12 protein-coding genes are annotated in these 23,813 nt (G+C 36.3%); all 12 read left to right on the top strand.

Annotation, left to right across the window (positions count from 1 at the left end; all coding sequences use genetic code 11):
• Positions 1–59: 59 nt before the first annotated feature.
• Positions 60–1,466 carry a glycoside hydrolase family 140 protein gene (locus tag ACHRVX_RS18870; protein WP_395335021.1) on the top strand — a complete coding sequence of 469 codons (1,407 nt, stop codon included), beginning with the start codon at positions 60–62 and terminating at the stop codon, positions 1,464–1,466.
• Positions 1,467–1,690: 224 nt separating this feature from the next.
• Positions 1,691–3,265: a glycoside hydrolase family 28 protein gene (locus ACHRVX_RS18865; RefSeq protein WP_395335019.1), complete on the top strand. Its 1,575-nt coding sequence runs from the start codon at positions 1,691–1,693 to the stop codon at positions 3,263–3,265.
• A gap of 88 nt (positions 3,266–3,353) precedes the next feature.
• Complete coding sequence (locus ACHRVX_RS18860; protein WP_395335016.1) at positions 3,354–4,274, top strand: glycoside hydrolase family 43 protein; 921 nt, start codon at positions 3,354–3,356, stop codon at positions 4,272–4,274.
• A 205-nt stretch (positions 4,275–4,479) separates the two neighbouring features.
• Positions 4,480–6,345, top strand: coding sequence for a six-hairpin glycosidase (locus tag ACHRVX_RS18855; RefSeq protein ID WP_395335013.1), 1,866 nt, complete (start codon positions 4,480–4,482; stop codon positions 6,343–6,345).
• A 243-nt stretch (positions 6,346–6,588) separates the two neighbouring features.
• Positions 6,589–9,339 carry a glycoside hydrolase family 78 protein gene (locus ACHRVX_RS18850; protein WP_395335010.1) on the top strand — a complete coding sequence of 917 codons (2,751 nt, stop codon included), beginning with the start codon at positions 6,589–6,591 and terminating at the stop codon, positions 9,337–9,339.
• A 165-nt stretch (positions 9,340–9,504) separates the two neighbouring features.
• The gene (locus ACHRVX_RS18845) at positions 9,505–10,920 is read left to right on the top strand and encodes an alpha/beta hydrolase family protein (protein ID WP_395335008.1); all 1,416 of its coding nucleotides are present in this window, start codon (positions 9,505–9,507) and stop codon (positions 10,918–10,920) included.
• Between the two features lie 322 nt (positions 10,921–11,242).
• Positions 11,243–13,699, top strand: a complete 2,457-nt coding sequence (locus ACHRVX_RS18840; RefSeq protein WP_395335006.1) for a glycosyl hydrolase family 95 catalytic domain-containing protein — start codon at positions 11,243–11,245, stop codon at positions 13,697–13,699.
• Between the two features lie 237 nt (positions 13,700–13,936).
• A complete protein-coding gene (locus tag ACHRVX_RS18835; protein ID WP_395335004.1) occupies positions 13,937–15,505 on the top strand; it encodes an MGH1-like glycoside hydrolase domain-containing protein in 1,569 nt (522 codons plus the stop codon).
• A gap of 177 nt (positions 15,506–15,682) precedes the next feature.
• Positions 15,683–18,442, top strand: a complete 2,760-nt coding sequence (locus ACHRVX_RS18830) for a glycoside hydrolase family 78 protein (RefSeq protein ID WP_395335002.1) — start codon at positions 15,683–15,685, stop codon at positions 18,440–18,442.
• Positions 18,443–18,577: 135 nt separating this feature from the next.
• Positions 18,578–19,723 (top strand): exo-alpha-sialidase, encoded by a 1,146-nt coding sequence (locus tag ACHRVX_RS18825; RefSeq protein WP_395335000.1) that lies wholly within the window; start codon positions 18,578–18,580, stop codon positions 19,721–19,723.
• Positions 19,724–19,832: 109 nt separating this feature from the next.
• Complete coding sequence (locus tag ACHRVX_RS18820; protein WP_395334998.1) at positions 19,833–20,726, top strand: sugar phosphate isomerase/epimerase family protein; 894 nt, start codon at positions 19,833–19,835, stop codon at positions 20,724–20,726.
• Positions 20,727–20,923: 197 nt separating this feature from the next.
• The gene (locus ACHRVX_RS18815; protein WP_395334995.1) at positions 20,924–23,650 is read left to right on the top strand and encodes a glycoside hydrolase family 20 zincin-like fold domain-containing protein; all 2,727 of its coding nucleotides are present in this window, start codon (positions 20,924–20,926) and stop codon (positions 23,648–23,650) included.
• The last annotated feature ends 163 nt before the right edge of the window (positions 23,651–23,813 follow it).

The raw sequence follows: 23,813 nt of genomic DNA, 5'->3' as shown, positions 1-23,813 counted from the left end.
AAAAGAACCAGTGTAAACCAGTTCAATCCGTCAAATCCGTGGCCCAAAACTAAACCAAAATGAATCTGAAAATTAAATATCTATACGCCTTCTGTATAAGCTTTTTGCTAACAGCGCAAAGCGGATATTCTCAATCTGCAGAAAAAACAAAAGGGTCTTTGCCTCAAATCAAAGTTTCAAAAAATCAGCATTATTTCGTAAACGAAGACGAAAAACCATTTTTCTGGCTTGGTGATACAGGCTGGCTGACATTTGGAAAATTAGACCGCGCAGGAGTAGACAAATATTTTAAAGACAGAAAAGACAAAGGATTTAACGTTGTTCAGGTGATGGTTTTGCACAATTTAAACGCCGTGAATGTGTATGGCGATGCAGCTTTGATAAACGAAGATGTATCAAAACCATTCATTACTTCAGGCAATAATTTCAATAATTCGGCCGAATATGATTATTGGGATCATGTAGATTACACATTAGAAGTGGCTCGCAAAAACAGGATTTATTTAGCAATGGTTCCGGTTTGGGGTACAAACGTTTCAAAAGGAAATAAAGTAAGCAAAGAACAGGCAATTGTATACGCTAAATTTTTGGCTGACAGATACAAAAACAAAACCAATGTAATTTGGTTAAACGGAGGCGATACACACGGAAATCAATTTATGGATGTCTGGAACGCCATTGGGAACACTTTAAAAACAAACAATCCAAATCAGTTAGTGACTTTTCACCCGTTTGGAAGAACCGATTCTTCAGAAAATTATCATAATGCGAGTTGGTTAGATTTCAACATGTTCCAGTCAGGACACAGAAGATACGATCAGGATTCAGTAAAAACGAATTTCAAAGAAGACAATTACAAATTTGTCCTGAGAGATTTCGAATTACAACCTGTAAAACCTACGCTTGACGGAGAACCATCTTACGAAGGGATTCCACATGGTTTGCACGACACTTTACAGCCAAAATGGACAGCAAATGACGTTCGCCGTTACGGATATTGGTCGGTTTTGTCAGGCGCTGCAGGATATACATACGGACACAGCGCCGTAATGCAAATGTTTAGAAAAGGCGATAAACCAGCCTACGGAAATAAAGAATTATGGACATCAGCAATAAATGCACCAGGAGCAAAACAGATGGTTTACCTTAAGAAATTAATGGAAGAATTTCCGCTTTTAGAAGGAATTCCGGATGTTTCATTAGTAGTGAACCAAGGAGAAAAATACGATTATATTCCGGCGATAAGAGGAGAAAAACATGCTTTGCTTTACACTTATAACGGAAGAATAATAGAAGTTAAATTAGGAAAAATTTCCGGGGATAAATTCGAAGCGATTTGGTACAATCCAAGAAATGGGAAGAAAACTAAAATAGGAACTTTTGATAATAAAGGAACTCAAAATTTTCAACCAGCAGGAAAAAAAGAAGATGGTAATGACTGGGTTTTGATTTTGAGATCGAATTAGTAAAAATAATTAGTAAGAAGTAATTCGTGAATTCGTGGCATTTACCCACAATTTTGTCATCCTGAGCGAAGTCGAAGTACCGCAAAGCAACTCGACAATGATTGGCGATAAAATAAATAACCACAAAAAATGAGAATCAAAATCATTGAAAATCTTTTTTATCTGTGGCAAAAAAAAAAAAATCCGCGCAATCTGCAAAATCTGCGTGAAACCAAAAAAACATTATGAAAATCAAATTAATTATAATATTACTATTCTTCATCACAGGATTCAACACCGCTTTCGCAAATGACGGCTGGTTGAATATCCTAAACGAAGGCGGAAACAACAAAGGAATAAAATGTACCGAAGCCATTCAGAATGCCATTGAAAAAGCTTCAAAAAATGGCGGCGGAACAATTTTTTTCCCTTCCGGGGAATATCTAACGGGCGCTTTAAAACTAAAAAGCAACATCACGATTCATTTGGATTCGGGTGCGCTTTTAAAGTTTTCAGACAATTTTGATGATTATTTGCCTTATGTAGAAATGCGTTATGAAGGCTTGGTAATGAAATCTTTTTCACCTTTATTTTATGCGAAAGATGCCGAAAATATTACCATCAAAGGAAGAGGCGTAATCGACGGACAAGGAAAGGCGTGGTGGAATGAAGTGTATAGAATTGAATCGGCAAAAGGCCCAATTCCGCAAACGAAATATCAAAAAATGTGGGAAGAACAAAATGTTGGAATTGTTTATTCGGATTATTATAAAAGAACAATTGACAAAAAGTTTTTCAGACCTTCTTTCTTTCAGGCTTATGGCTGTAAAAACATTTTGATTGAAGGAGTTACGTTTCAAAATTCACCTTTTTGGACGATCAATCCAGAATTCTGCGATAATGTAACGATAACCGGAATTTCAATTTTTAATCCGCATTCGCCCAATACAGACGGGATCAATCCTTCCTCTTGTAAAAATGTTCATATTTCAAATTGCCACATCAGCGTTGGAGATGATTGTATTACAATTAAATCCGGAAGAGATGAAGACGGCCGTAAATATGGAGTTGCAACAGAAAATGTCACCATTACAAATTGCACGATGCTAAGCGGTCACGGCGGCGTTGTTATCGGAAGTGAAATGTCGGGCGGAATCAAGAAAATCACGATTTCAAACTGTGTTTTTGACGGAACAGATCGCGGCATCCGTATCAAAGCAGCACGAGGACGTGGTGGAGTTGTAGAAGATATCCGCGTCGATAATATCGTAATGAAAAATATTAAAGAAGAAGCAATTGTGTTAAGTCTTTTCTACGATAAAGATACCAAAGTTGAACCTGTTACAGAGAAAACGCCAATTTTCAGGAACATTCATATGAGCAATATTACAGGTTCGAATGTGAATAAAGCAGGACAGATTTTGGGAATTACCGAAATGCCAATTCAGAACATTAGTTTTTCCAACATTAATATGAATGGAAAAGAAGGTTTCACCGTAAACACGGCGACAGATGTAGAATTTCACGATGTAAAAGTAAACGCAACAATTGGTTCTTCTTTCAAAATATCAGATTCAAAAAATATTATTTTAGATAATGTTGGATCTTCAACACCAATAAAAAATGTTCCGGTAATCAAATTAGATAATGTTTCTAATATGATGATTAACAATAATTTCCCGTTTAATGCAACGGATGTTTTTATCGAAGCAAACGGAAAAGATACAAAGAATGTTTTCCTGAAAAATAATGTATTTAATAATGTAATAACAGTAGTTAAAAAAGGAAAAGACCTGGACAAAAAGGCGATTACAGAATAAGTTTGACAAAAAAATACAACACAGATTTCACGTATTTACACCAATCCAATTCGTGGTAATTAGTGAAATTAGTGTTTAATTAAATAACATGAAAAAAATATTCATCATCATAACCCTTTCTCTTTTTGCCATAACTAATGCGCAGAAAAAGAAAGAACTCTATCTTTTTACGTCGTTTCGCGAACCGGCTACAGAAGGTTTGTATCTCGCGTATAGCGAAGATGGTTATAATTGGAAAGGTTTGGAAGGTTCGTTTTTGAAACCCGAAATCGGCGCAAGCAAAATTATGCGAGATCCCTCGATTACAAAAGGTGGAGATGGAACGTATCACATGGTTTGGACAACAGACTGGAAAGGTGGAAATGGTTTTGGCTACGCAAGTTCTAAAGATCTGATTAATTGGTCAAAACAAGAATATATTCCGGTAATGAAAAACGAACCGGAAGTGGTAAATGTCTGGGCGCCGGAAATTTTTTATGATGATGTTAAAAAAGAATACATTATTATCTGGGCATCGACTATTCCGTTCAGATTTGAAAAAGGTGTTGAAGAAGAGAAGAATAACCACAGAATGTATTATGTAACAACAAAAGATTTCAAAACTTTCTCTGATACAAAATTGTATTATGATCCAGGTTTCAGCGTAATTGATTGTGTGATTGTCAAGAAGAGCAAAAATGAATATGTTTTGGTTTTGAAAGACAATACAAGACCCATGCGAAATATAAAAGTAGCTTTCGGAAAATCGCCTTTAGGACCATTTGAGAAAAGTTCAAAACCATTAACAGCGTATTTATCAGAAGGACCAACGGTGGTAAAAGTCGGTAAAAAATGGCTGCTGTATTATGACAATTACGGTTCAAAAAATTATAAAGCTTTAAGTACGTCAGATTTTGTTCATTTTGAAGATTTTTCGTCAAAAATAAGTCTTCCGGAAGGACACAAACACGGAACGATTACAACAATTTCTGAAGAAGTTTTAAAAGGATTGATAGAAAGAACTAAATAAAAAAATCAGCCAAATCTGCTAAATCTGCGTGAGTAAATTTTTTCATGCAGATTTAGCAGATCAAAGAAATAGTTAGAAAAATTTCACGCAGATTCAAATTGATTTTAGCAGATTTACCAGATTTTATTTAAACATAATCAGATAAAAAAATCTGCTTTGATCAGCTAAAATCTGCTAAATCTGCGTGAAACAAAAAATATAAACAATGATTACTTTCCAAAACATAAAAACCAACATCATAACTACAGCCGCAATTCTATTGAATTGTACAGTTGTAAATGCACAAAATGATACAGTGCGTTATGTAGGCAAAACACTTTCGAATATTGATTACCATCATGGTCAATTAAGCCCTGCTGTTGGAGTTCACACTACACAAATCATGCGTGCGAGCCGCGAGCATCCGGAGAAAGCAGACGGTTTTGGCTGGACTTACAACCACCAGCCTATGATGGCGTATTGGAACAATACCTTTTACCTGCATTATTTGAGTGATCCGTCCGGCGAGCATATTCCGCCGAGTCAGACTTTATTAATGACTTCAAAAGATGGTGTAACATGGACAAAACCTGCCGTAATCTTTCCTATTTATCATATTCCTGACGGATGGAAAAAAGAAGGTGTAGAAGGAGTAGCCAAAAATCTGGATGCGATTATGCACCAGAGAATGGGTTTTTATACCTCAAAAGATAACCGACTTTTTGCCCTTGCGTATTACGGAATTGCGATGGATGAAAAAGACGACCCGAATGACGGAAAAGGAATTGGACGCGTCATTCGGGAAATTAAAAAAGACGGAAGCTGGGGCGAAATCTATTTTATCAGATACAACAAAACGTGGGATAAAACGAAATCTGCATTTCCATTTTATACCGCATCAAAAGATAAAGGTTTGAAAAAAGCCTGCGAAGAAATCCTCACAAATCCTTTAGTTTTACAACAATGGGTAGAAGAAGCAGATCGCGATGACGAATTGATTCCGCTGCAAAAACCGTATAAAGCATTTAGTTATTACCATTTACCAAACGGAAACGTAGTTGGTTTATGGAAGCACGCATTGACTTCGATCAGTAAAGACGGCGGAAAATCCTGGGAATACATGCCATTGCGTGCACCGGGTTTTGTGAATAGTAATGCTAAGATTTGGGGACAAAAAACATTTGATAATCGTTATGCCACTCTTTATAATCCGTCAGAATACCGTTGGCCATTGGCTATTTCTACAAGTGATGACGGTTTAAATTACAAAGATTTATTGTTAGTTCACGGTGAAGTAAGTCCAATGCGTTACGGTGGAAATTACAAATCGGCAGGTCCGCAATATGTTCGGGGAATTTCAGAAGGCGACGGAACTCCGCCTGACGGAAAAATCTGGGTAGGTTACAGCATGAATAAAGAAGATATTTGGGTAGCGTCGATTCCTGTTCCGGTTGTGAGTACGGTTACTGATAATGCAAATGACATTTTTAATGAACTTCCAGACGGACAAGAATTAAAACTTTGGAATACCTATGATCTGGCTTGGGCTTCTACAAAAATTGAAAAGAAATCAGACGGCAAAAAATGGCTGACTTTAAGAGATCAGGATTATTTTGATTATTCACGAGCAGAACGTGTTATTCCTTTTGCAGAAAAAATGGAAGCTGTTTTTACGATTATACCGGAACAAAACAATCATGGTTTATTGCAGATCGAATTTCAAAACAAACAAGGATTACCCGCCGTAAGATTAACTTTTGATTCTGATGGACAATTGAAAGTAAAAAATGGGGCACGTTCTAATGCAATTGCAAAATACGAAGCAAATAAAACATATAAAATAACAGTGAAATTGAACGTTAAAACGCGTTCGTACACTATAAAAGTAAACGACGAAAAAGAATCGACGAGAATTTTTTATGCTCCGGTAGATGGTTTTGAGCGAATTATGTTCCGAACAGGCGAACAAAGATATTCTCCAAATCCCGACACAGAACCGGATACAGATGATTACGACGATCTGCCTCAAACAGGAAAATTAATTCCCGAAGCAGTATTTAATATTGAATCTTTAATTACGAAGAGAAATTAAAAATTAAAAAATATCGCCACGAATTTGCACGAATCATTCTTTTTGCAGATTTTAAAATTCGGGAAATTAGTGTAATAGTGGCAAAAAAAGAACGCAGATGACACGGATTTACTTCGTAAAAACGCAGATAAAAACGGATTATTTATTCGCTTTGAAATAGATATTTAAAAAAAATCCGTTTTTATCCGCGTCTTCGCTTTAGCGAATCCGTGTCATCCGCGTTCTAAATCTCAACAATAAGAAATGAAGAATTTCAAAAATATAGTAGTAGCAATTTGTCTTTTAGTAACATTAGTTTCTAAAGGACAAATTTTGCCTGTACATCTAAAAACAGAAATGGCTGAAAATCCAGTAGCCGTAGTTCAAAATCAGCCGAGATTAAGCTGGCAATTGGTTTCAAAAGAATCTAATGCATCACAAATTGGCTATTATATTATGGTTGCTTCATCTGAAGAAAAACTAAAAAATGATGAAGCAGATATCTGGAACAGCGGAAGAATAAATTCTGATAAAAATCTGCAAATAGCTTATGGCGGAAGTCCGTTAAAAAACGAAACCAAATATTTCTGGAAAGTTAAAGTGTGGAATCAAACAGGCAAAGTTTCGAAATGGAGTAAAACAGCTTCTTTCAGAACCGCTTCGTTGGAATCAGAATTAAACCCCATCTGGATTGGAGCGATTACAAAAGCCGACAGTCATTTGCCGGAAGGCAGAAATTACCATTCGGCAACTTTTAACAGAGAAAAAAAGAATGCGATAATTAATGCTTCAGATTCGTTGTCACGCAGAAGTATTATGCTTCGTAAATCCTTCGAAGTTAAAAAAGAAATTAAAGAAGCAGTTGTTTATATTTCAGGTTTAGGACATTATGAATTAATGATTAATGGAGAAAAAACAGGAAACAGTGAATTTGCACCTTTATGGACGGATTACGATAAAAGCGTGAATTACAATACTTATGAACTAAATCCGAAAGAATTAGAGAAAGGAGAAAACGTAATTGGAGTTCTTTTAGGAAACGGAATGTACAACACGCTTGCCGAAAGATATACCAAGTTTTTTGTAAGTTTTGGTCCGCCGACTTTATTTTTCAAAATGAAAATTACTTACGAAGACGGTTCTTCAGAAGTCATAAAATCAGATGAAAGCTGGAAATACAGCAAAAGTCCGATTACGTATAACAGCATTTTTGGAGGCGAAGATTACAACGCCAATTTAGAGCAAAAAGACTGGAATAAAAAAGGTTTTAAAGATTCAAGTTGGAAAAAAGTAGTAGTTCAGGAAGCACCAAAAGGAGTTTTAAGACCACAGACCGCGCCGCCAATTACGATTCAAAAACAATACGTAGTTAAGGAAGTAAAAGAATTAAAACCTAACTTTTATGTTTTTAATATGGGGCAAAATCTATCCGGATTTCCAACCATACAAGTAAAAGGAAAAAAAGGGCAAACCGTTCGTGTTTGGGTTGGGGAAGGATTGAATGACGACGGAACAATTAATCAGGGAAGATCCGGAAAACCCTATTATTATGACTATATTTTAAAAGGAGATGGCGTTGAAGAATGGCAGCCAAAATTTAGTTATTACGGTTTTCAATATGTACAGATTGAGAATATCAATTACAAAGAAACTAAAGATAAAAACCTGCCTACATTAATAGATTTAAAATCAAATTTCATTTATAATTCAGCAGGTGAATCCGGAAGTTTTGCGTGTTCAAATGAAATTTTCAACAAGACACATGAGCTAATCAATAACTCGATAAAAAGTAATTTTCAAAGTGTTTTTACCGATTGTCCGCAGCGCGAAAAATTAGGTTGGCTGGAGGAAATTCACTTAAACGGTCCGGGTTTAATGTTCAATTATAATCTCGAAAGTTTTATTCCGGCAACGATGCAAAACATTTCAGATTCGCAGCGTGAAAATGGATTGATTCCAACAATCGTTCCTGAATATGTAGTTTTTGGAGGCGATTTCACCGATTCACCGGAATGGGGCGTAACAGGTGTAATTCTGCCTTGGATGTATTATGAATATTACGGCGATGCTTCTTTAATTGAGAAATATTATCCCGTAATGAAAAAGTACGTGGATTATTTAGGCACAAAAGCCAAAGATCATATTGTGTCGCACGGTTTGGGCGATTGGTACGATTACGGAACACATGCCGCAGGATATTCAAAAAATAGTCCGATTGCGCTTTCTGCAACTTCACATTATTTTTATGGAGCAAGTTTGGTGGCAAAAGCGGCAAAATTATTGAACAAAACAGAAGATATTCAGAAATATGAAACTTTGACTTCGGATATTAAAAATGCTTTTAACAAAGAATTTTTCAATGTACAAACCAAACAATATGGCACAAACAGTCAATTTAGCAATGCCGTTCCGGTTTATATGGATATCGTAGAGCCACAATACAAAGCGGCTGTAATGCAAAATTTGTTAGCAGATATAAAAGCAAAAGGAGACAGATTAACAACAGGCGATGTTGGAAATCGTTATTTGTTTCAGGCTTTGGCACAAAATGGCGAAAACGAAATGATGTACAAAATGAACAATCATTATGATGCGCCGGGTTATGGTTTTCAGATTAAATTTGGCTTGACGACTTTAACCGAACAATGGGATCCGAGAAAAGGAAATTCGTGGAATCATTTTATGATGGGACAAATTGAGGAATGGTTTTACCAAAGTTTAGCCGGAATTGTTCCCGATGATAAAAATCCGGGTTTTAAACATTTTTTTATTCAGCCGGAAATGGTGGGCGATATGACTTTTGTAAAAGCAACTTACAAATCTATTTACGGAAATATTACTTCAGAATGGGAGAAAAAAGAGGGAAAATTGATCTTGAAAATCGAAATTCCTGTGAATACATCGGCAACCATAAAATTGCCGGTTAAAGCGGGAACACAAGTAAAAGTAAATGGAAAAGTAACTAAAAACCTGAGATTTGGATCAGGAAAATATACCATTGAATGTGGAATTTAGAACGCGGATGACACGGATTTACTTCGTAAAAACACGGATTAAAACGGATTTTTTAAATTAGTTTTTATTCACATTAAAATAAAAAAATTCGCGTAAATCTGCGTCTTCGCTTTAGCGAATCCGCGTCATCCGCGTTCAATTCTACGTTTATTAATAAATATTAAAATGATAAAAATTAAAATATACATATTATTATTCTTTGCCGTGACATATGCAAATGCGCAAATAACTTCTGATGAAAACTACAGAAAACCAGTTTCGGAAACATTAAAAAAAATCGAAACCATTTTTAAAGTCACCATTAACGACGACAGAGGTTTACTAAAAGGAAAAGAACTCGATTATGCCGATTGGCGAATTGAACCGGGAAATTTGGCGATTTCCTTAACAAATATTTTAGTGCCTTTTGAATTGATGTATTTCAAACAGCCGGACGGAACTTATATTATCCGTAAATATGAAAACCATAAGGTTTCAGTAGATAAAGGAAAAGAACGTCTGGATTATTTAACGACTTTATATTCGAATGTAACCGAATGGGAAGCACGTAAAAAGGAGTTAAAAGCGTGTATGATTACATCATTTGGTTTAGATAAAGCTCCCCCAATGCCAAAGTCTATACCACTTTTAACCCCAAAAAGAATTTATAAAGATTACAGTATCGAAAATATCGGATTGGAAATTTTGCCTGGCGTTTATGTAACAGGTTCGATTTACAAACCCTATCCGTTAAATAAAAAAGCTCCGGTAATTTTAACTCCGGATGGACATTTTGGAGACGGAAGATATAGAAAAGACGAGCAATATCGTTGCGCTATTATGGCAAAAATGGGAGCTATTGTAGTAAGTTATGATTTGTTTGCGTGGGGAGAATCATTATTGCAGTTTCCTGAAGAGACCCATAGAAATAGTATCGCTTCAACGGTTCAGGTTTTAAGCGGAATACGATTGTTGGATTATTTATCCACTCAAAAAAATGTGGACATGTCAAGAGTTGGCGTTACCGGAGGATCTGGCGGTGGATCGCACACTATGTTTTTGGCTGCGATTGATGACAGAATTACCGTTTCTGCTCCTGTTGTAATGGTTTCTTCTCATTTTTCTGGCGGATGTCCGTGTGAAAGTGGTCGCGGAATTCACCTTTGCGGTAACGGAACCAATAATGCTGAAATTTCGGCAATGATGGCACCAAAACCACAATTGATTGTTTCGGATGGAAAAGACTGGACATTGGCCGTTCCGGAATTGGAATTCCCTTTTATCCAAAGAACGTATGAACTTTACGGAAAAAAAGATTTAGTAGAAAATGCTCATTTTGCCAAAGAAGGTCATGATTTTGGAATTTCAAAACGTATGGCTTTGTATCCGTTTATGGCAAAATATTTAGGTTTGGATTTGAATAAGGTCAAAAATGAAAAAGGCGAAATTGACGAATCGACTTGTGTGATCGAACCTTATGAGAAATTATATGTTTTTGGAAATAAAGCCGAAAATTTACCTAAAAACGCGCTGAAAGATATCGACAAATTATATGAAATGTTTGGCGAGAAAAATAACAAGATTTACGAGGTTAAAAAGTAAGATACAAGAAATAAGAAGCAAGAAAGAGTTGCCACAAATTTCACGAATTTTCACGAATGTAATAGCAGTAATTTAATTTTTGCAACTCCCGATAGCTATCGGGATAAAGGATTAGAAGGATTTTTTAATCTCCATAATCTGCTAAATCTGCGAGAGTAATTTTTTTCACGCAGATTAAGCAGATTTTAATCAGTGAAAATCCTTTAGTATGTGGCAAGAAATTAGAGAAATTGAAATAAAAATTAAAAAGAAATTAGTACTAATTCGTGTAATTGCTTCGCCTGTTCGCTATCGCTCGGGTCGTGGCTAAAAAAATATTTATATGAAGTTAAGAAATAAAATAACTGCAATTTGTGTCGGAATTTTTTCGTTTACGGCGACGGCGCAAAGTAATAGCGATCTAAAATTATGGTACGATAAACCTGCGGCAATCTGGAACGAAGCTTTGCCTCTGGGAAATGGTCGATTGGGTGCAATGGTTTTTGGAGATCCGGCGGTGGAGCGTTTGCAATTGAACGAAGAAACCATTTGGGCAGGTTCTCCAAATAGCAACGCACATTCAAAATCAATAAAAGCACTGCCTATTGTTCGTCAGTTAATTTTTGATGGAAAATTTGATGAAGCGCAGGAATTGGCAACGCAGGATATTATGTCGCAAACCAATGACGGAATGCCATACCAGACTTTTGGAAGCGTTTATATTTCATTTCCGGGACATCAAAAATATACCAATTATTACAGAGATTTAGATATTGCAAATGCTACGGCAAAAGTAAAATATACGGTAAACGGAGTAGAATTTACTAGAGAAATTTTGACTGCTTTTTCAGATCAGGTGATTGTAGTAAAACTTTCTGCAAGCAAACCGGGACAAATTACGTGTAATGTTTTCATGAACAGTCCGATTGATAAAACCGTTGCTTCGACAGAAGGAAACCAAATTATACTTTCCGGTTTAGGAACTAATTTTGAAGGTGTAAAAGGAAAAATAAAATTTCAGGGCAGACTAACCGCTAAAAATAAAGGTGGTGAAATTGATGCCAGTAACGGAGTTTTAAGCATTAGCAAAGCAGATGAAGTGACTTTATATATTTCGATTGCGACTAATTTTAAAAACTATCAGGATATTTCAGAAGATGAAGTTGCGAAAAGCAAGTCATATTTGGCGAAAGCCGAAACAAAAGATTTCGAAAGTATCAAAAAAGATCATATTGCTTATTATCAAAAATTCTTCAATAGAGTTTCTTTTGATTTAGGTTCGAATGAATTGGCAAAGAAACCAACAAACGAAAGAATCAGGGATTTTTCTAAACAATTTGATCCGCAATTGGCGAGTTTATATTTCCAATTTGGTCGTTATCTTTTAATTTCGAGTTCACAACCGGGCGGGCAACCTGCCAATTTACAAGGAATTTGGAATGATATGGTGACGCCGCCGTGGGACAGTAAATACACAACAAATATTAATGCCGAAATGAATTATTGGCCGGCACAAGTAACGAATCTTCAGGAAATGCACGAACCTTTTGTTCAAATGGCAAAAGAATTAAGTGTTACTGGAGCAGAAACAGCCCGAATGATGTACAATGCAAGCGGCTGGGTTTTGCATCATAATACTGATATCTGGCGCGTTACGGCTCCGGTTGATTCTGCAGCTTCGGGAATGTGGACAACAGGCGGTGCATGGGTTTGTCAGGATTTATGGGAAAGATATTTGTATACAGGCGATAAAAAATATCTCGAAGAAATTTATCCGATCATGAAAGGTGCAGCAGATTTTTTCCTTGATTTTATGGTTATTGATCCAAACACAAAATATTTAGTAGTTGTACCGTCAAGTTCGCCTGAAAACACACATGCAGGCGGAACCGGAAAAGCAACAATTGCATCAGGAACTACAATGGACAATCAGTTGATTTTTGATTTGTTTACGCATGTTATCGAAGCTTCGACTTTGGTTTCACCAGATGCCGCTTATGTGAAAAAAGTAAGCGAGGCGCTGGCAAAAATGCCTCCAATGAAAATTGGAAAACACAGTCAGCTGCAGGAATGGCAGGACGATTGGGATAATCCTAAAGACAATCACCGACATGTTTCGCATTTATACGGATTGTATCCGAGTAATCAGATTTCTGCAATTAAAACACCTGAATTATTTGAAGCGGCAAAACAATCTTTGATTTACAGAACAGACGAATCTACAGGCTGGTCAATGGGATGGAAAGTGAATTTGTGGGCAAGACTTTTAGATGGAAATCACGCTTATAAATTAATCCAGGATCAAATGCATTTGGTTACGGCTGACCAAAGAAAAGGCGGCGGAACGTACCCGAATATGTTGGATGCGCATCAGCCTTTTCAAATTGATGGTAACTTTGGATGCACGGCCGGAATCGCCGAAATGCTGATGCAAAGTCAGGAAGATGCGATTCATTTATTGCCTGCTTTACCAAGTGTTTGGAAAGAAGGAAGTATAAAAGGTTTGGTTACAAGAGGTGGATTTGTAATTGATATGACCTGGAAAAACAATAAGGTTTCGGAGTTAAAAATCTATTCGAAAATTGGTGGAAACTGCCGATTGAAAGTAGAAAATACTTTAAAAGGAAAATCTCTTAAAAAAGCAAAAGGAAAGAATACAAATCCGTTGTTTTATGATGTGGAAGTGAAGAAACCGATTATATCTGAAAAAGCAAATTTAAAGAAAGTGGTTTTGCCAAAGTATAATGAATATGATGTGAAAATGAAGGCAGGACAAACGTATACTTTTTATGGGAATTAAACGCTTTTTTGTCATTTCGACGGAGGAGAAATCACATCCAGAGAGTGACGAACTTTGTGTCTTAACGTTATGTGATTTCTCCTCCGTCGAAATGACAAATTGGTGCGCATAGACTTTTGAAATGTTAATACCTACAAGGTTTTGAAAACCTTGCAGAAATGAAAAGCGTGAACGGACAGTAAAATTCGCCGCGGCGAAACACGCCCAAAAAATGAATTTGATACTAATAATTTGAATATGTTACATCATTTTAAATACAAAATAATTGCTTTTATAATCTTGATTTCAACTTTAAATATAAGTTGTAAATCAGGAATAAATGCTACTAAAAAAAGTTCGGCAGTTATTTTAAAAGAAGAAAACTACAAACATTATGTTGATTATTTCAACACGATGGAAGATGAGAATTTAAAATTTGCGATTCCGAATGATTCGTCGTGGAGTTGGATGGAAAAGAATATTCCGTTGTTTGAGTGTCCGCAGCAAAATTTTGAAGAGATTTATTATTTTAGATGGTGGAGCGCGAGAAAACATATAAAAAAAACGCCTCAGGGATATGCGATTACGGAGTTTTTAGTAGATCGTTCTTATGCAGATAAATACAATATGATTAGTTGTGCTTTGGGACATCATATCAACGAATTTCGATGGGTTCATGATCCGCAGTATATTGAGCAGGACGTTCATTTATGGTTTAGAGGAAATGACGGCAAGCCAATGAAAAAGCTTCGAACTTTTAGCAGCTGGACGGCTTATGCTTTGTATAATAGGTATTTGGTCAATAAAGACGATAAATTTTTATTGGACATATATCCTGATTTGGTTGCAGAATATGCAGCCTGGGAAGGAGACAGAAAACGCAAAGACGGTTTGTTCTGGCAGTTTGATGTAAAAGACGGAATGGAAGAGTCGTTGAGCGGAGCAAGAAAATTTAGAAATGCACGCCCGACAATTAACAGTTATATGTTTGGAAATGCAACCGCTTTGGCGAAAATTGCAAAGCTAAAAGGCGATGCCAAACAGGAAACATATTTTGAAGCCAAAGCAGATACACTACAAAAATTAGTTGAAACGAAACTGTGGAATACTAAAAGTGAATTTTTTGAAACGTTTACAGAAAAAGATACTTTAGCGCAGGTTCGAGAAGCAATCGGATTTATTCCGTGGTATTTTAATTTGCCTCAAAAAGATAAAGGTTTTGAAAAAGCGTGGGAACAAATTAAGGATGAAAAAGGATTTTCGGCTCCTTTTGGGTTAACAACGGCGGAGAGAAGAAGTCCGCGTTTTAGAACACACGGAACAGGAACTTGCGAATGGGACGGTGCGATTTGGCCTTTTGCCAGTTCGCAAACCTTAACGGCTTTGGCGAATGTGTTGAACAATTACGATCAGAATTTTGTTGCTAAAACCGATTATTTTAAACAAATGAATTTATATATTGAATCGCAATATTTTCACGGAAGACCTTATTTAGGCGAATATCTGGATGAAACTACAGGATATTGGTTAATGGGTGAAAAAGAGAGAAGCCGTTACTACAATCATTCTACTTTTAATGATTTGATGATTACAGGTTTGGTAGGTTTACGCCCGAGAGCAGATGAAAAAATAGAAGTGAATCCGTTGATTCCGCAAGAAAAATGGGATTGGTTTTGTCTGGATAATGTTTTGTATCACGGCAATATCATTACGATTCTTTGGGATAAAACGGGAGAAAAATATCATAAAGGAAAAGGATTTAGAATTTTTAAAAACGGTAAGGAAATTGCGGTTTCTGAGAAATTAGAAAAGTTAGTTTCGGAGTAAAGATTTACCCACGGATTTGACTGATTAAACGGATTGGCACAGATTCTTATTGTATATTCTGCTCGTTCCTTGGGGTTACAACTAAGCGTAAAGACGGGAATAAATCCGTGTCAATCCGTTTAATCCGTCAAACCTGCGGGCAAAAAAACAGTATCAGCATATCATTAAACACAACACATGAAAAAGTTTTTTTTACATCTAACAATAATCATCTCACTTTTTACACTTTCGGCGAAAGCCCAAAATAAAATCAGCGTTACCAATTTGCAATGCGAAATGCTGAACAATCCGGAAGGAATTGATGTTGTGAAACCAAGATTGAGCTGGCAAATAAACGCAGATGTAAATGATGTAAAACAAACGGCATATCAAATTATTGTGGCTTCGACTTTAGAAAATTTAAATTCGAACAAAGCTGATTTATGGGATAGTGGTAAAGTAGAAAGTGATGAATCTGTCCATATTATTTATAACGGAAAACGTTTAGAAAACCGCCAAAATGCATTTTGGAAAGTAATTGTATGGACAAACAAAGGAGAAATTCAATCTGTTGAGAAAGCTCATTTTAGCATGGGAATTTTAAATTATGCCGACTGGAAATCAACACGCTGGATTGGTTATGAAAAAGCTTCTGCGGGAGATAGTATTTCGCAGTATTCGAAATTGTCTGCCAGATATCTTCGAAAAGAAATCAACTTAAAAAAACAAGTTAAAAGCGCCAAAGTCTACATCATGGGTTTGGGACTTTATGAATTTTATATTAACGGAAATAAAATTGGCGATCAGGTTTTGGCACCGGTTCCTACGGATTATACTAAGAATGAAAAATACAATGTTTTTGATGTGACTTCGCAATTGAAAGAAGGTAAAAACATGTTGGGAACGATTTTAGGCAACGGACGTTTTTTTACCATGCGTCAGGATTATAAACCGTATAAAATTAAAACATTTGGTTACCCAAAAATGGCTTTGCAATTGGTTGTAGAATATACGGATGGAAGTAAAGACATAATCAGAACCGATGATACCTGGAAAGTAACCACAAACGGACCAATTTTATCAAACAACGAATACGACGGAGAAGAATACGACGCCCGAAAAGAAATGAAAAATTGGAACACCACCAATTTTGATGATAAAAACTGGTTTCAGGCAGAATATGTTCAGGAACCCGGCGGTTTTTATGAAGCACAAATGACGCCGAATATGAAAATTATGGGCGAGGTAAAACCCATTTCAATCAATAAAACGCCCAAAGGAACTTATATTCTTGATATGGGTCAGAATATGGTCGGCTGGCTTCAATTGAAAGTAAAAGGAAAAAGCGGCGATAAAGTGACTTTGAAATTTGCGGAATCTTTGCAAGCTGATGGCTCTTTGTATATCGAAAATTTAAGAGATGCGAGAACCACTGATGTTTATACTTTAAATGGAGAAGGCGAAGAAATTTGGGAACCAAGATTTATATTTCACGGATTCCGTTTTGTAGAAGTTTCAGGATTTCCGACAAAACCAACTGTAGATAATTTTGTTGGAAAAGTAGTTTACGACGATATAAAAACAACGGGAACTTTTGAATCTTCGGATGCGACGATGAACCAGATTTTCAAAAATGCCTATTGGGGAATTAGAGGAAATTATAAAGGAATGCCAATTGATTGTCCGCAGCGAAATGAGCGCCAGCCGTGGATGGGCGACAGAACGACGGGAGCTTATGGCGAAAGTTTTTTATTCGATAATCAAACACTATACGCAAAATGGCTTGATGATATCAAAAATGCACAAACGGCAGATGGCGGAATTCCGGATGTCGCGCCTGCATTTTGGCGTTATTACGGAGATAATGTAACCTGGCCGGGAACGTATATTACGGTTACAGATATGTTGTATCAGCAATTTGGCGATAAAAAAGTAATTGAAAAACATTATCCATCCATGAAAAAATGGGTTGTGTATATGGAACAGAATTATTTGGTAAAGGATTTAATGACCAAAGATAAATACGGAGACTGGTGCGTTCCTCCTGAATCGTTGGAATTAATTCACTCCAAAGATTCAGCGAGAACTACAAACGGAGAATTAATTGCAAGTGCTTTTTATTATCATTTATTACAGAAAATGAAAAGCTTTGCAGCAATTAACCGAACAAATGCTGATGATATTCAATATTACAACGCACTTTCTGAAAGAATAAAAACGGCTTTTAATGCGAAGTTTTTCGATCCAAAAACAAATAAATATGTGAATAATACGGTAACGGCAAATTTACTTCCCTTGGCATTTGGGATGATTCCTGAAAATTTAGAAGCTAAAGTATTTGATAATATTGTGCATGAAGTCGAGGTAACGTACAAAGGTCATATTAGTACGGGCGTTATAGGAACTCAGTTTTTAATGCGAACGTTATCTAAATTTGGAAGATCGGATTTGAGTTATAAACTGGCTTCAAACGATACGTATCCAAGTTGGGGTTATATGGCAAAAAACGGCGCGACAACAATTTGGGAATTATGGAACGGAAACACCGCCGATCCTAAAATGAACTCGCAAAATCACGTCATGCTTTTAGGCGATTTATTGATTTGGTATTATGAAAATATGGCCGGAATAAAGAGTGATCCTGAAAATCCGGGTTTTAAACAAATTATTATGAAACCTGATTTTGAAGCCGGATTAACTTTTGTAAATGCTTCGTATGAATCTGTTTACGGATTGATTAAAAGTGACTGGAAAAAAGCTAAAAACAAACTCGACTGGAAAATTAATATTCCGGCAAATAGTTCGGCTATTGTTTATCTGCCAACTTCTGATATTTCAACTGTAACTATTAATAATAAAAAACTAAGTGTTGCATTTTCATCTTCTTATAAAATAGAAAACAATAATTTGGTTTTGAATTTGTCATCCGGATCTTACGCTATTTCCGTAAAGCGTTAATTTTAGACAATTCGGGACAGTACAGGATACATTGTTAAATTTTTAGTGTTATTTTTACACTTAATAAATATTTTTACCTAAAAAAATATTAGGAATGTATTTATAATCCAAAATTTTAATTCAATAAAATTAAGAATGAAGATCATAAAATTGATATTTGTCTTGTTTGGACTTTTCCTTTTGGGAAGCTGCAAACCAACTTTACAAAATAAAACCTGGAAAGAAGGGATTTTGGTTGATGAATTTATTTACGATAAAGCACCTTATCCGTCTTGCCACGCAGTTACAATTGTTGAAACTACAAATGGAGATTTAGTTTCTTCCTGGTTTGGTGGAACGCACGAAAGACATCCTGACGTTTGTATCTATGTGAGCATAAAACCTAAAGGAAGTGATAAATGGGGCGAAGGTGTTAAAGTGGCTGATGGCGTGATGAAAGATGGACCGAGATTACCAACATGGAATCCGGTTTTATATCAGATTCCAGGCGGTGATTTAATGTTATTCTACAAAATAGGACCTAAACCATCTGAATGGTGGGGAATGATCAGAACTTCATCTGATAACGGAAAAACATGGTCTGAGGCTAAAAATATGCCCGATGGTTTCTTAGGACCAATCAAAAACAAACCTGTTTTATTAAGCAACGGAACTTTATTATGTCCGTCAAGTATTGAAGGCGACGGTTGGAGACTTCGTATGGAATCGACTCCTGATTTTGGAAAAACATGGTTAATGGGCGATACTTTATCAAGAGGAAAACAAAAGATAAATGCGATTCAGCCTAGTATTTTATTCCATAAAGACGGAAGAATTCAGGCAATTGGAAGAACGAGAAACAGAGCAATCTTTAGTACGTTTTCTAAAGATAACGGAAAAACATGGTCTGATGTTGAGTTAATTGGTTTGCCAAATAATAATTCAGGAACCGATGCCGTAACCCTTAAAAATGGAAAACATCTGCTAGTTTACAATCACGTTTTACCTCCGGGAACAGAAGCAAAAGGACCCAGAACGCCATTGAATGTTTCTATTTCTGATGACGGAATTAACTGGAAAGCAGCTTTGGTTTTAGAAGATTCAAAAATTAGTCAATATTCATATCCATCGATGATTCAGAGTGCTGACGGAATGGTGCATATTGTTTATACATGGAGAAGAGAAAAACTGAAATACGTAAAAATCGATCCAAGTAAATTAAAAGTACTTCCCATCAAAAACGGAATCTGGCCTGGCGATGAAAGTAAAACCGTAACGGCTGTTAAGGCTGAAGAAGAGTAAAGAAAAAGTTTGCCACGAATTACACGAATTTGCACTAATTTTTAGCCACAATGTGTTAAAAATAATTCGTGAAAATTGGTGCAATTCGTGGCTAAAAAAACACACAACAATGAGCAATAAAATTTTTATAAAATTAACGGCTATATTTTTTACAGTGATTTTTGCAGGAGCATTTAATAGTTGCGCAACAGCTCAGTCATCAAATAAACAACAATATAAAGTTGCGGTTTGCGACTGGATGATTTTAAAAAGACAAAAATTAGGTGCGTTTGGTTTAGCTGCTGAAATAAAAGCCGACGGAATAGAACTGGACATGGGTGGTTTAGGAAACAGACCAACTTTTGACAGTAAATTGGGCGATCCGGTTGAAAGGCAAAAATTTGTCGATAAATCGAAAGAATTGCATGTGGGAATCAGTTCTATTGCTATGTCCGGATTCTATGCGCAGTCTTTTGCCAAAAGAGAAACCATCGAACCGATGATTAATGATTGCGTAAAAGCCATGAAAGACATGAAGGTAAAAGTGGCTTATCTTCCGTTAGGAACTGAAAGTGATTTGGTTAAAAATCCGGAACTGCGTCCTGTAATTGTTGAAAGATTAAAATGGGCAGGAAAACAAGTAGGTAAAATTGGTGGTGTAATTGCTATAGAAACTTCATTGAACGCAACTGAAGAAAAGAAATTATTAGAAGAAATAGATTCTAAATACATCAAAAGCTCTTTCAATTTTGCCAATGCAGCCGATAACGGAAGAGATATTCCATCAGAATTAAAAATATTAGGCAAAAAATATTTGGCACAAATTCACGCATCAAACACAGATAAAGTCTGGCTTGAAAGTGACACCATGATTAATATGTTGGAAATCAAAAAAACGCTGGACGAAATGAAATGGAGCGGCTGGTTAATTGTAGAACGTTCTCGTGACGTCACGCAAGTACATAATGTAAAAGCAAATTACGGTGCAAATGTGGCGTATTTGAAAAAGATTTTTCAGGATTAAATAAAAATATCTGCTCAATCTGCAAATCTGCGTGGAAAATTTTTAGCACGCAGATTTGCAGATTCGGCAGATTTTATACTCTCATTTTTTGTCATCTCGACGAAGGAGAGATCAAACTAGATATTCCAATATTGTGGTTACGTGTGAGATTTCTCCTCCGTCGAAATGACAAATCGGTTGAACAAAAACATAATACAATGAAATATATTACGTTACTTTTTTTAAGTTTTTACGTCACTTTCACAACAGCGCAAAACATCACAATTGTTAGTGATAGCAAGTCGCCAAGAGCACAATTTGGTGCAGAAAAATTATCTGAAACTTTATCTCAAAAAGGATTCAAAGTAATCTCTTCTGATAAAATAAATAAGAAAGAGAAAGTCATTGTTATTGGCGAAAAAGGAACCGATTTTTGGAAACAAAATTCAAAGGCTGCTAAAATAGACGATAGCCAGTTAACCAAAAAAGAAGGCTTCCAAATTCGCACCCAAAACAACATTATCTATATTGAAGGAACCGACGCTTCAGGTGCTTTATACGGTGCATTGGAACTGGCAGATCGTATTAAAAGTTCAGGACAAATTCCGTTAGAAATTAATATTGATGACAGTCCCGAAATGGTTTTGCGCGGTGCGTGTATCGGAATGCAAAAAACAACTTATCTTCCCGGCAGAGACGTTTATGAATATCCGTATACGCCTGAAACTTTTCCTTGGTTTTACGATAAAAAACTTTGGAAAAAGTATCTTGATATGTTAGTCGAAAACCGCATGAATTCATTGTATTTATGGAACGGACATCCGTTTGCTTCATTGGTAAAACTAAAAGAATATCCGTTTGCAGTAGAAGTTAGCGACGAAGATTTCAAAAAGAACGAAGAAATTTATAAATTCCTAACCGAAGAAGCCAACAAAAGAGGCATCTGGGTCATTCAGATGTTTTATAATATCATCGTTTCAAAACCTTTTGCCGAACATTATAACATCAAAACACAGGATCGTTCGCGTCCAATTACGCCTTTACTTTCAGATTATACCAGAAAATCTATTGCCGCTTTTATAGAAAAATATCCAAATGTGGGATTAATGGTTTGTTTGGGAGAAGCCATAAATACGGTTGATGATGACGTAGAATGGTTTACCAAAACGATTATTCCGGGAGTTCAGGATGGTTTAAAAACATTGGGAAGAACAGACGAACCGCCAATTATTTTGCGTTCGCATGATACCGATGGCCCTTTGGTAATGGAAAAATCGCTTCCGTTATATAAAAATCTATACACCGAAAGTAAATATACCGGCGAATCCTTAACCACTTACAAACCAGGCGGACCTTGGGGAGAAACGCACAAACAATTAAGCGCCTTAAAATCGATTCATATCGAGAACGTTCATATTCTCGCAAATCTGGAACCTTTTAGATACGGTTCTCCGGACTTTATTCAGAAAACGGTAAAAGCCATGCACAGTGCGCACGGAGCAAATGCGCTACATTTATATCCGCAGGCATCGTATTGGGATTGGCCATATTCTGCTGATAAAACAAAAACAGGCGAACGAATTCTGGAAATGGATCGCGACTGGATTTGGTACAAAGCCTGGGCAAGATATGCTTGGGATAGTAAAAGAGACAGAAAGGAAGAAGTTCAGTTTTGGGATAAAGATCTGGCTGCGAAATACGGAACAGATTTAGAAGCCGCAAATAATATTCAAAAAGCATATGATGAAACCGGAGAAATTGCGCCCAAAACTTTAAGACGTTTCGGAATTACAGAAGGAAATCGTCAGACTTTATTATTAGGAATGTTCGAAAGCCAATTGGTAAATCCGGCGAAATGGAGAGTTTATCCTGGTTTCCACGAATCGTGCGGACCTGCGGGCGAATTGCTTTTAGAATATGCCAAAAAAGAATGGAATCACGAACCACATTCCGGTGAACTTCCTACCCAGATTATTGCTGAAATCACAGAACACGGAAGATTGGCTGTTGAAGCCATAGACAAAGCAGAACCAAAAGTAACACAAAACAAAGACGAATTTTTGCGTCTTAAAAATGATATGCATTCTTATAAGGCTTTCGCCGATTTCTTTTCAGAAAAGGTAAAAGCGGCGTTATTGGTTTTAAGATACAGTTATTCAAATGATATTTCAGATTTAGATAAGGCAATGCCGCATTTAGAAAAAAGCATCGAGCATTACGAATTATTGGTAAATTTAACGAAAGACACCTATTATTATGCCAACAGCATGCAAACCGCACAACGCAGAATTCCGATTGGCGGCGATGACGGAAACAATAAAACTTGGGCAGAATTATTACCGCATTATGAACGCGAATTGGTTAATTTTAAAAGAAATTTAGAATTACTAAAAGCTTCAAAAGATGGTAAAATTGTAGCTAAAGTAGAAAAACCATGGCAAACTGCCGAAGTAACTTTACTAAGTGAAAGCAAAGGGAATTACGACGTAAAAAATGGAACAAAAGTGTACGGAACGCCAATTTCTGAATTGACAAAAACAGCTCCGGAATTGCAAAACCTAAAAGGAATTGCATTCGATGAAACAGCACAAAACGAAAACGGAACACATTTGAAATTTAAAAATACCAAATCTGTAAAATTGGTTGTTGGTTATTTCAATTCAGATCAAAAAAGATTTTTGTTCCCGCCAAGTTTAGAAACAGATGCCGCCGGAAATGCTTTTGGTCAGGCCGAGGTGATTTTGGCAAGCGCCATGAATTTAAAAGAATTACCTCGTGTAAATATTCACACCTACACGTTTCAGCCCGGAGAAAATAAACTAGATTTGGGTAAAGGCAGAGTATTGATTTTAGGATTTATCGATGCCAATCAAACCATTACACCTCGCGATGTTGGTTATATTGATGCAGGAGAAAAAGGCGCAATCGACTGGTTGTTTTATTAATTTGGGCGTGTCCCTCCGGGCCGGGCTGTACGTTCCCGCTTTTTTTAAGACAAAGACCCGAACGATAGTGAACAGGCGAAGCAAAAATTGCCTTAAAAAAGAGCTCCACTGCCATCCCTCACGCGAACTCGTAGTTATATTAGACCTGACAGGTTTTTAAAAT

Source organism: Flavobacterium sp. FlaQc-47 (assembly GCF_044006475.1).
Lineage (GTDB): Bacteria > Bacteroidota > Bacteroidia > Flavobacteriales > Flavobacteriaceae > Flavobacterium.
The sequence above is the reverse complement of the archived record's forward strand: the minus strand, read 5'-3'. Positions and strand labels throughout refer to the sequence as shown.

Bases quoted from the DNA above. Each gene is read 5' to 3' on its own strand.
- ACHRVX_RS18820 (WP_395334998.1), top strand. From the start codon at position 19,833: ATGAGCAATAAAATTTTTATAAAATTAACGGCTATATTTTTTACAGTG.
- ACHRVX_RS18865 (WP_395335019.1), top strand. From the start codon at position 1,691: ATGAAAATCAAATTAATTATAATATTACTATTCTTCATCACAGGATTC.
- ACHRVX_RS18835 (WP_395335004.1), top strand. From the start codon at position 13,937: ATGTTACATCATTTTAAATACAAAATAATTGCTTTTATAATCTTGATT.
- ACHRVX_RS18845 (WP_395335008.1), top strand. From the start codon at position 9,505: ATGATAAAAATTAAAATATACATATTATTATTCTTTGCCGTGACATAT.
- ACHRVX_RS18860 (WP_395335016.1), top strand. From the start codon at position 3,354: ATGAAAAAAATATTCATCATCATAACCCTTTCTCTTTTTGCCATAACT.
- ACHRVX_RS18850 (WP_395335010.1), top strand. From the start codon at position 6,589: ATGAAGAATTTCAAAAATATAGTAGTAGCAATTTGTCTTTTAGTAACA.
- ACHRVX_RS18855 (WP_395335013.1), top strand. From the start codon at position 4,480: ATGATTACTTTCCAAAACATAAAAACCAACATCATAACTACAGCCGCA.
- ACHRVX_RS18825 (WP_395335000.1), top strand. From the start codon at position 18,578: ATGAAGATCATAAAATTGATATTTGTCTTGTTTGGACTTTTCCTTTTG.
- ACHRVX_RS18840 (WP_395335006.1), top strand. From the start codon at position 11,243: ATGAAGTTAAGAAATAAAATAACTGCAATTTGTGTCGGAATTTTTTCG.
- ACHRVX_RS18815 (WP_395334995.1), top strand. From the start codon at position 20,924: ATGAAATATATTACGTTACTTTTTTTAAGTTTTTACGTCACTTTCACA.
- ACHRVX_RS18870 (WP_395335021.1), top strand. From the start codon at position 60: ATGAATCTGAAAATTAAATATCTATACGCCTTCTGTATAAGCTTTTTG.
- ACHRVX_RS18830 (WP_395335002.1), top strand. From the start codon at position 15,683: ATGAAAAAGTTTTTTTTACATCTAACAATAATCATCTCACTTTTTACA.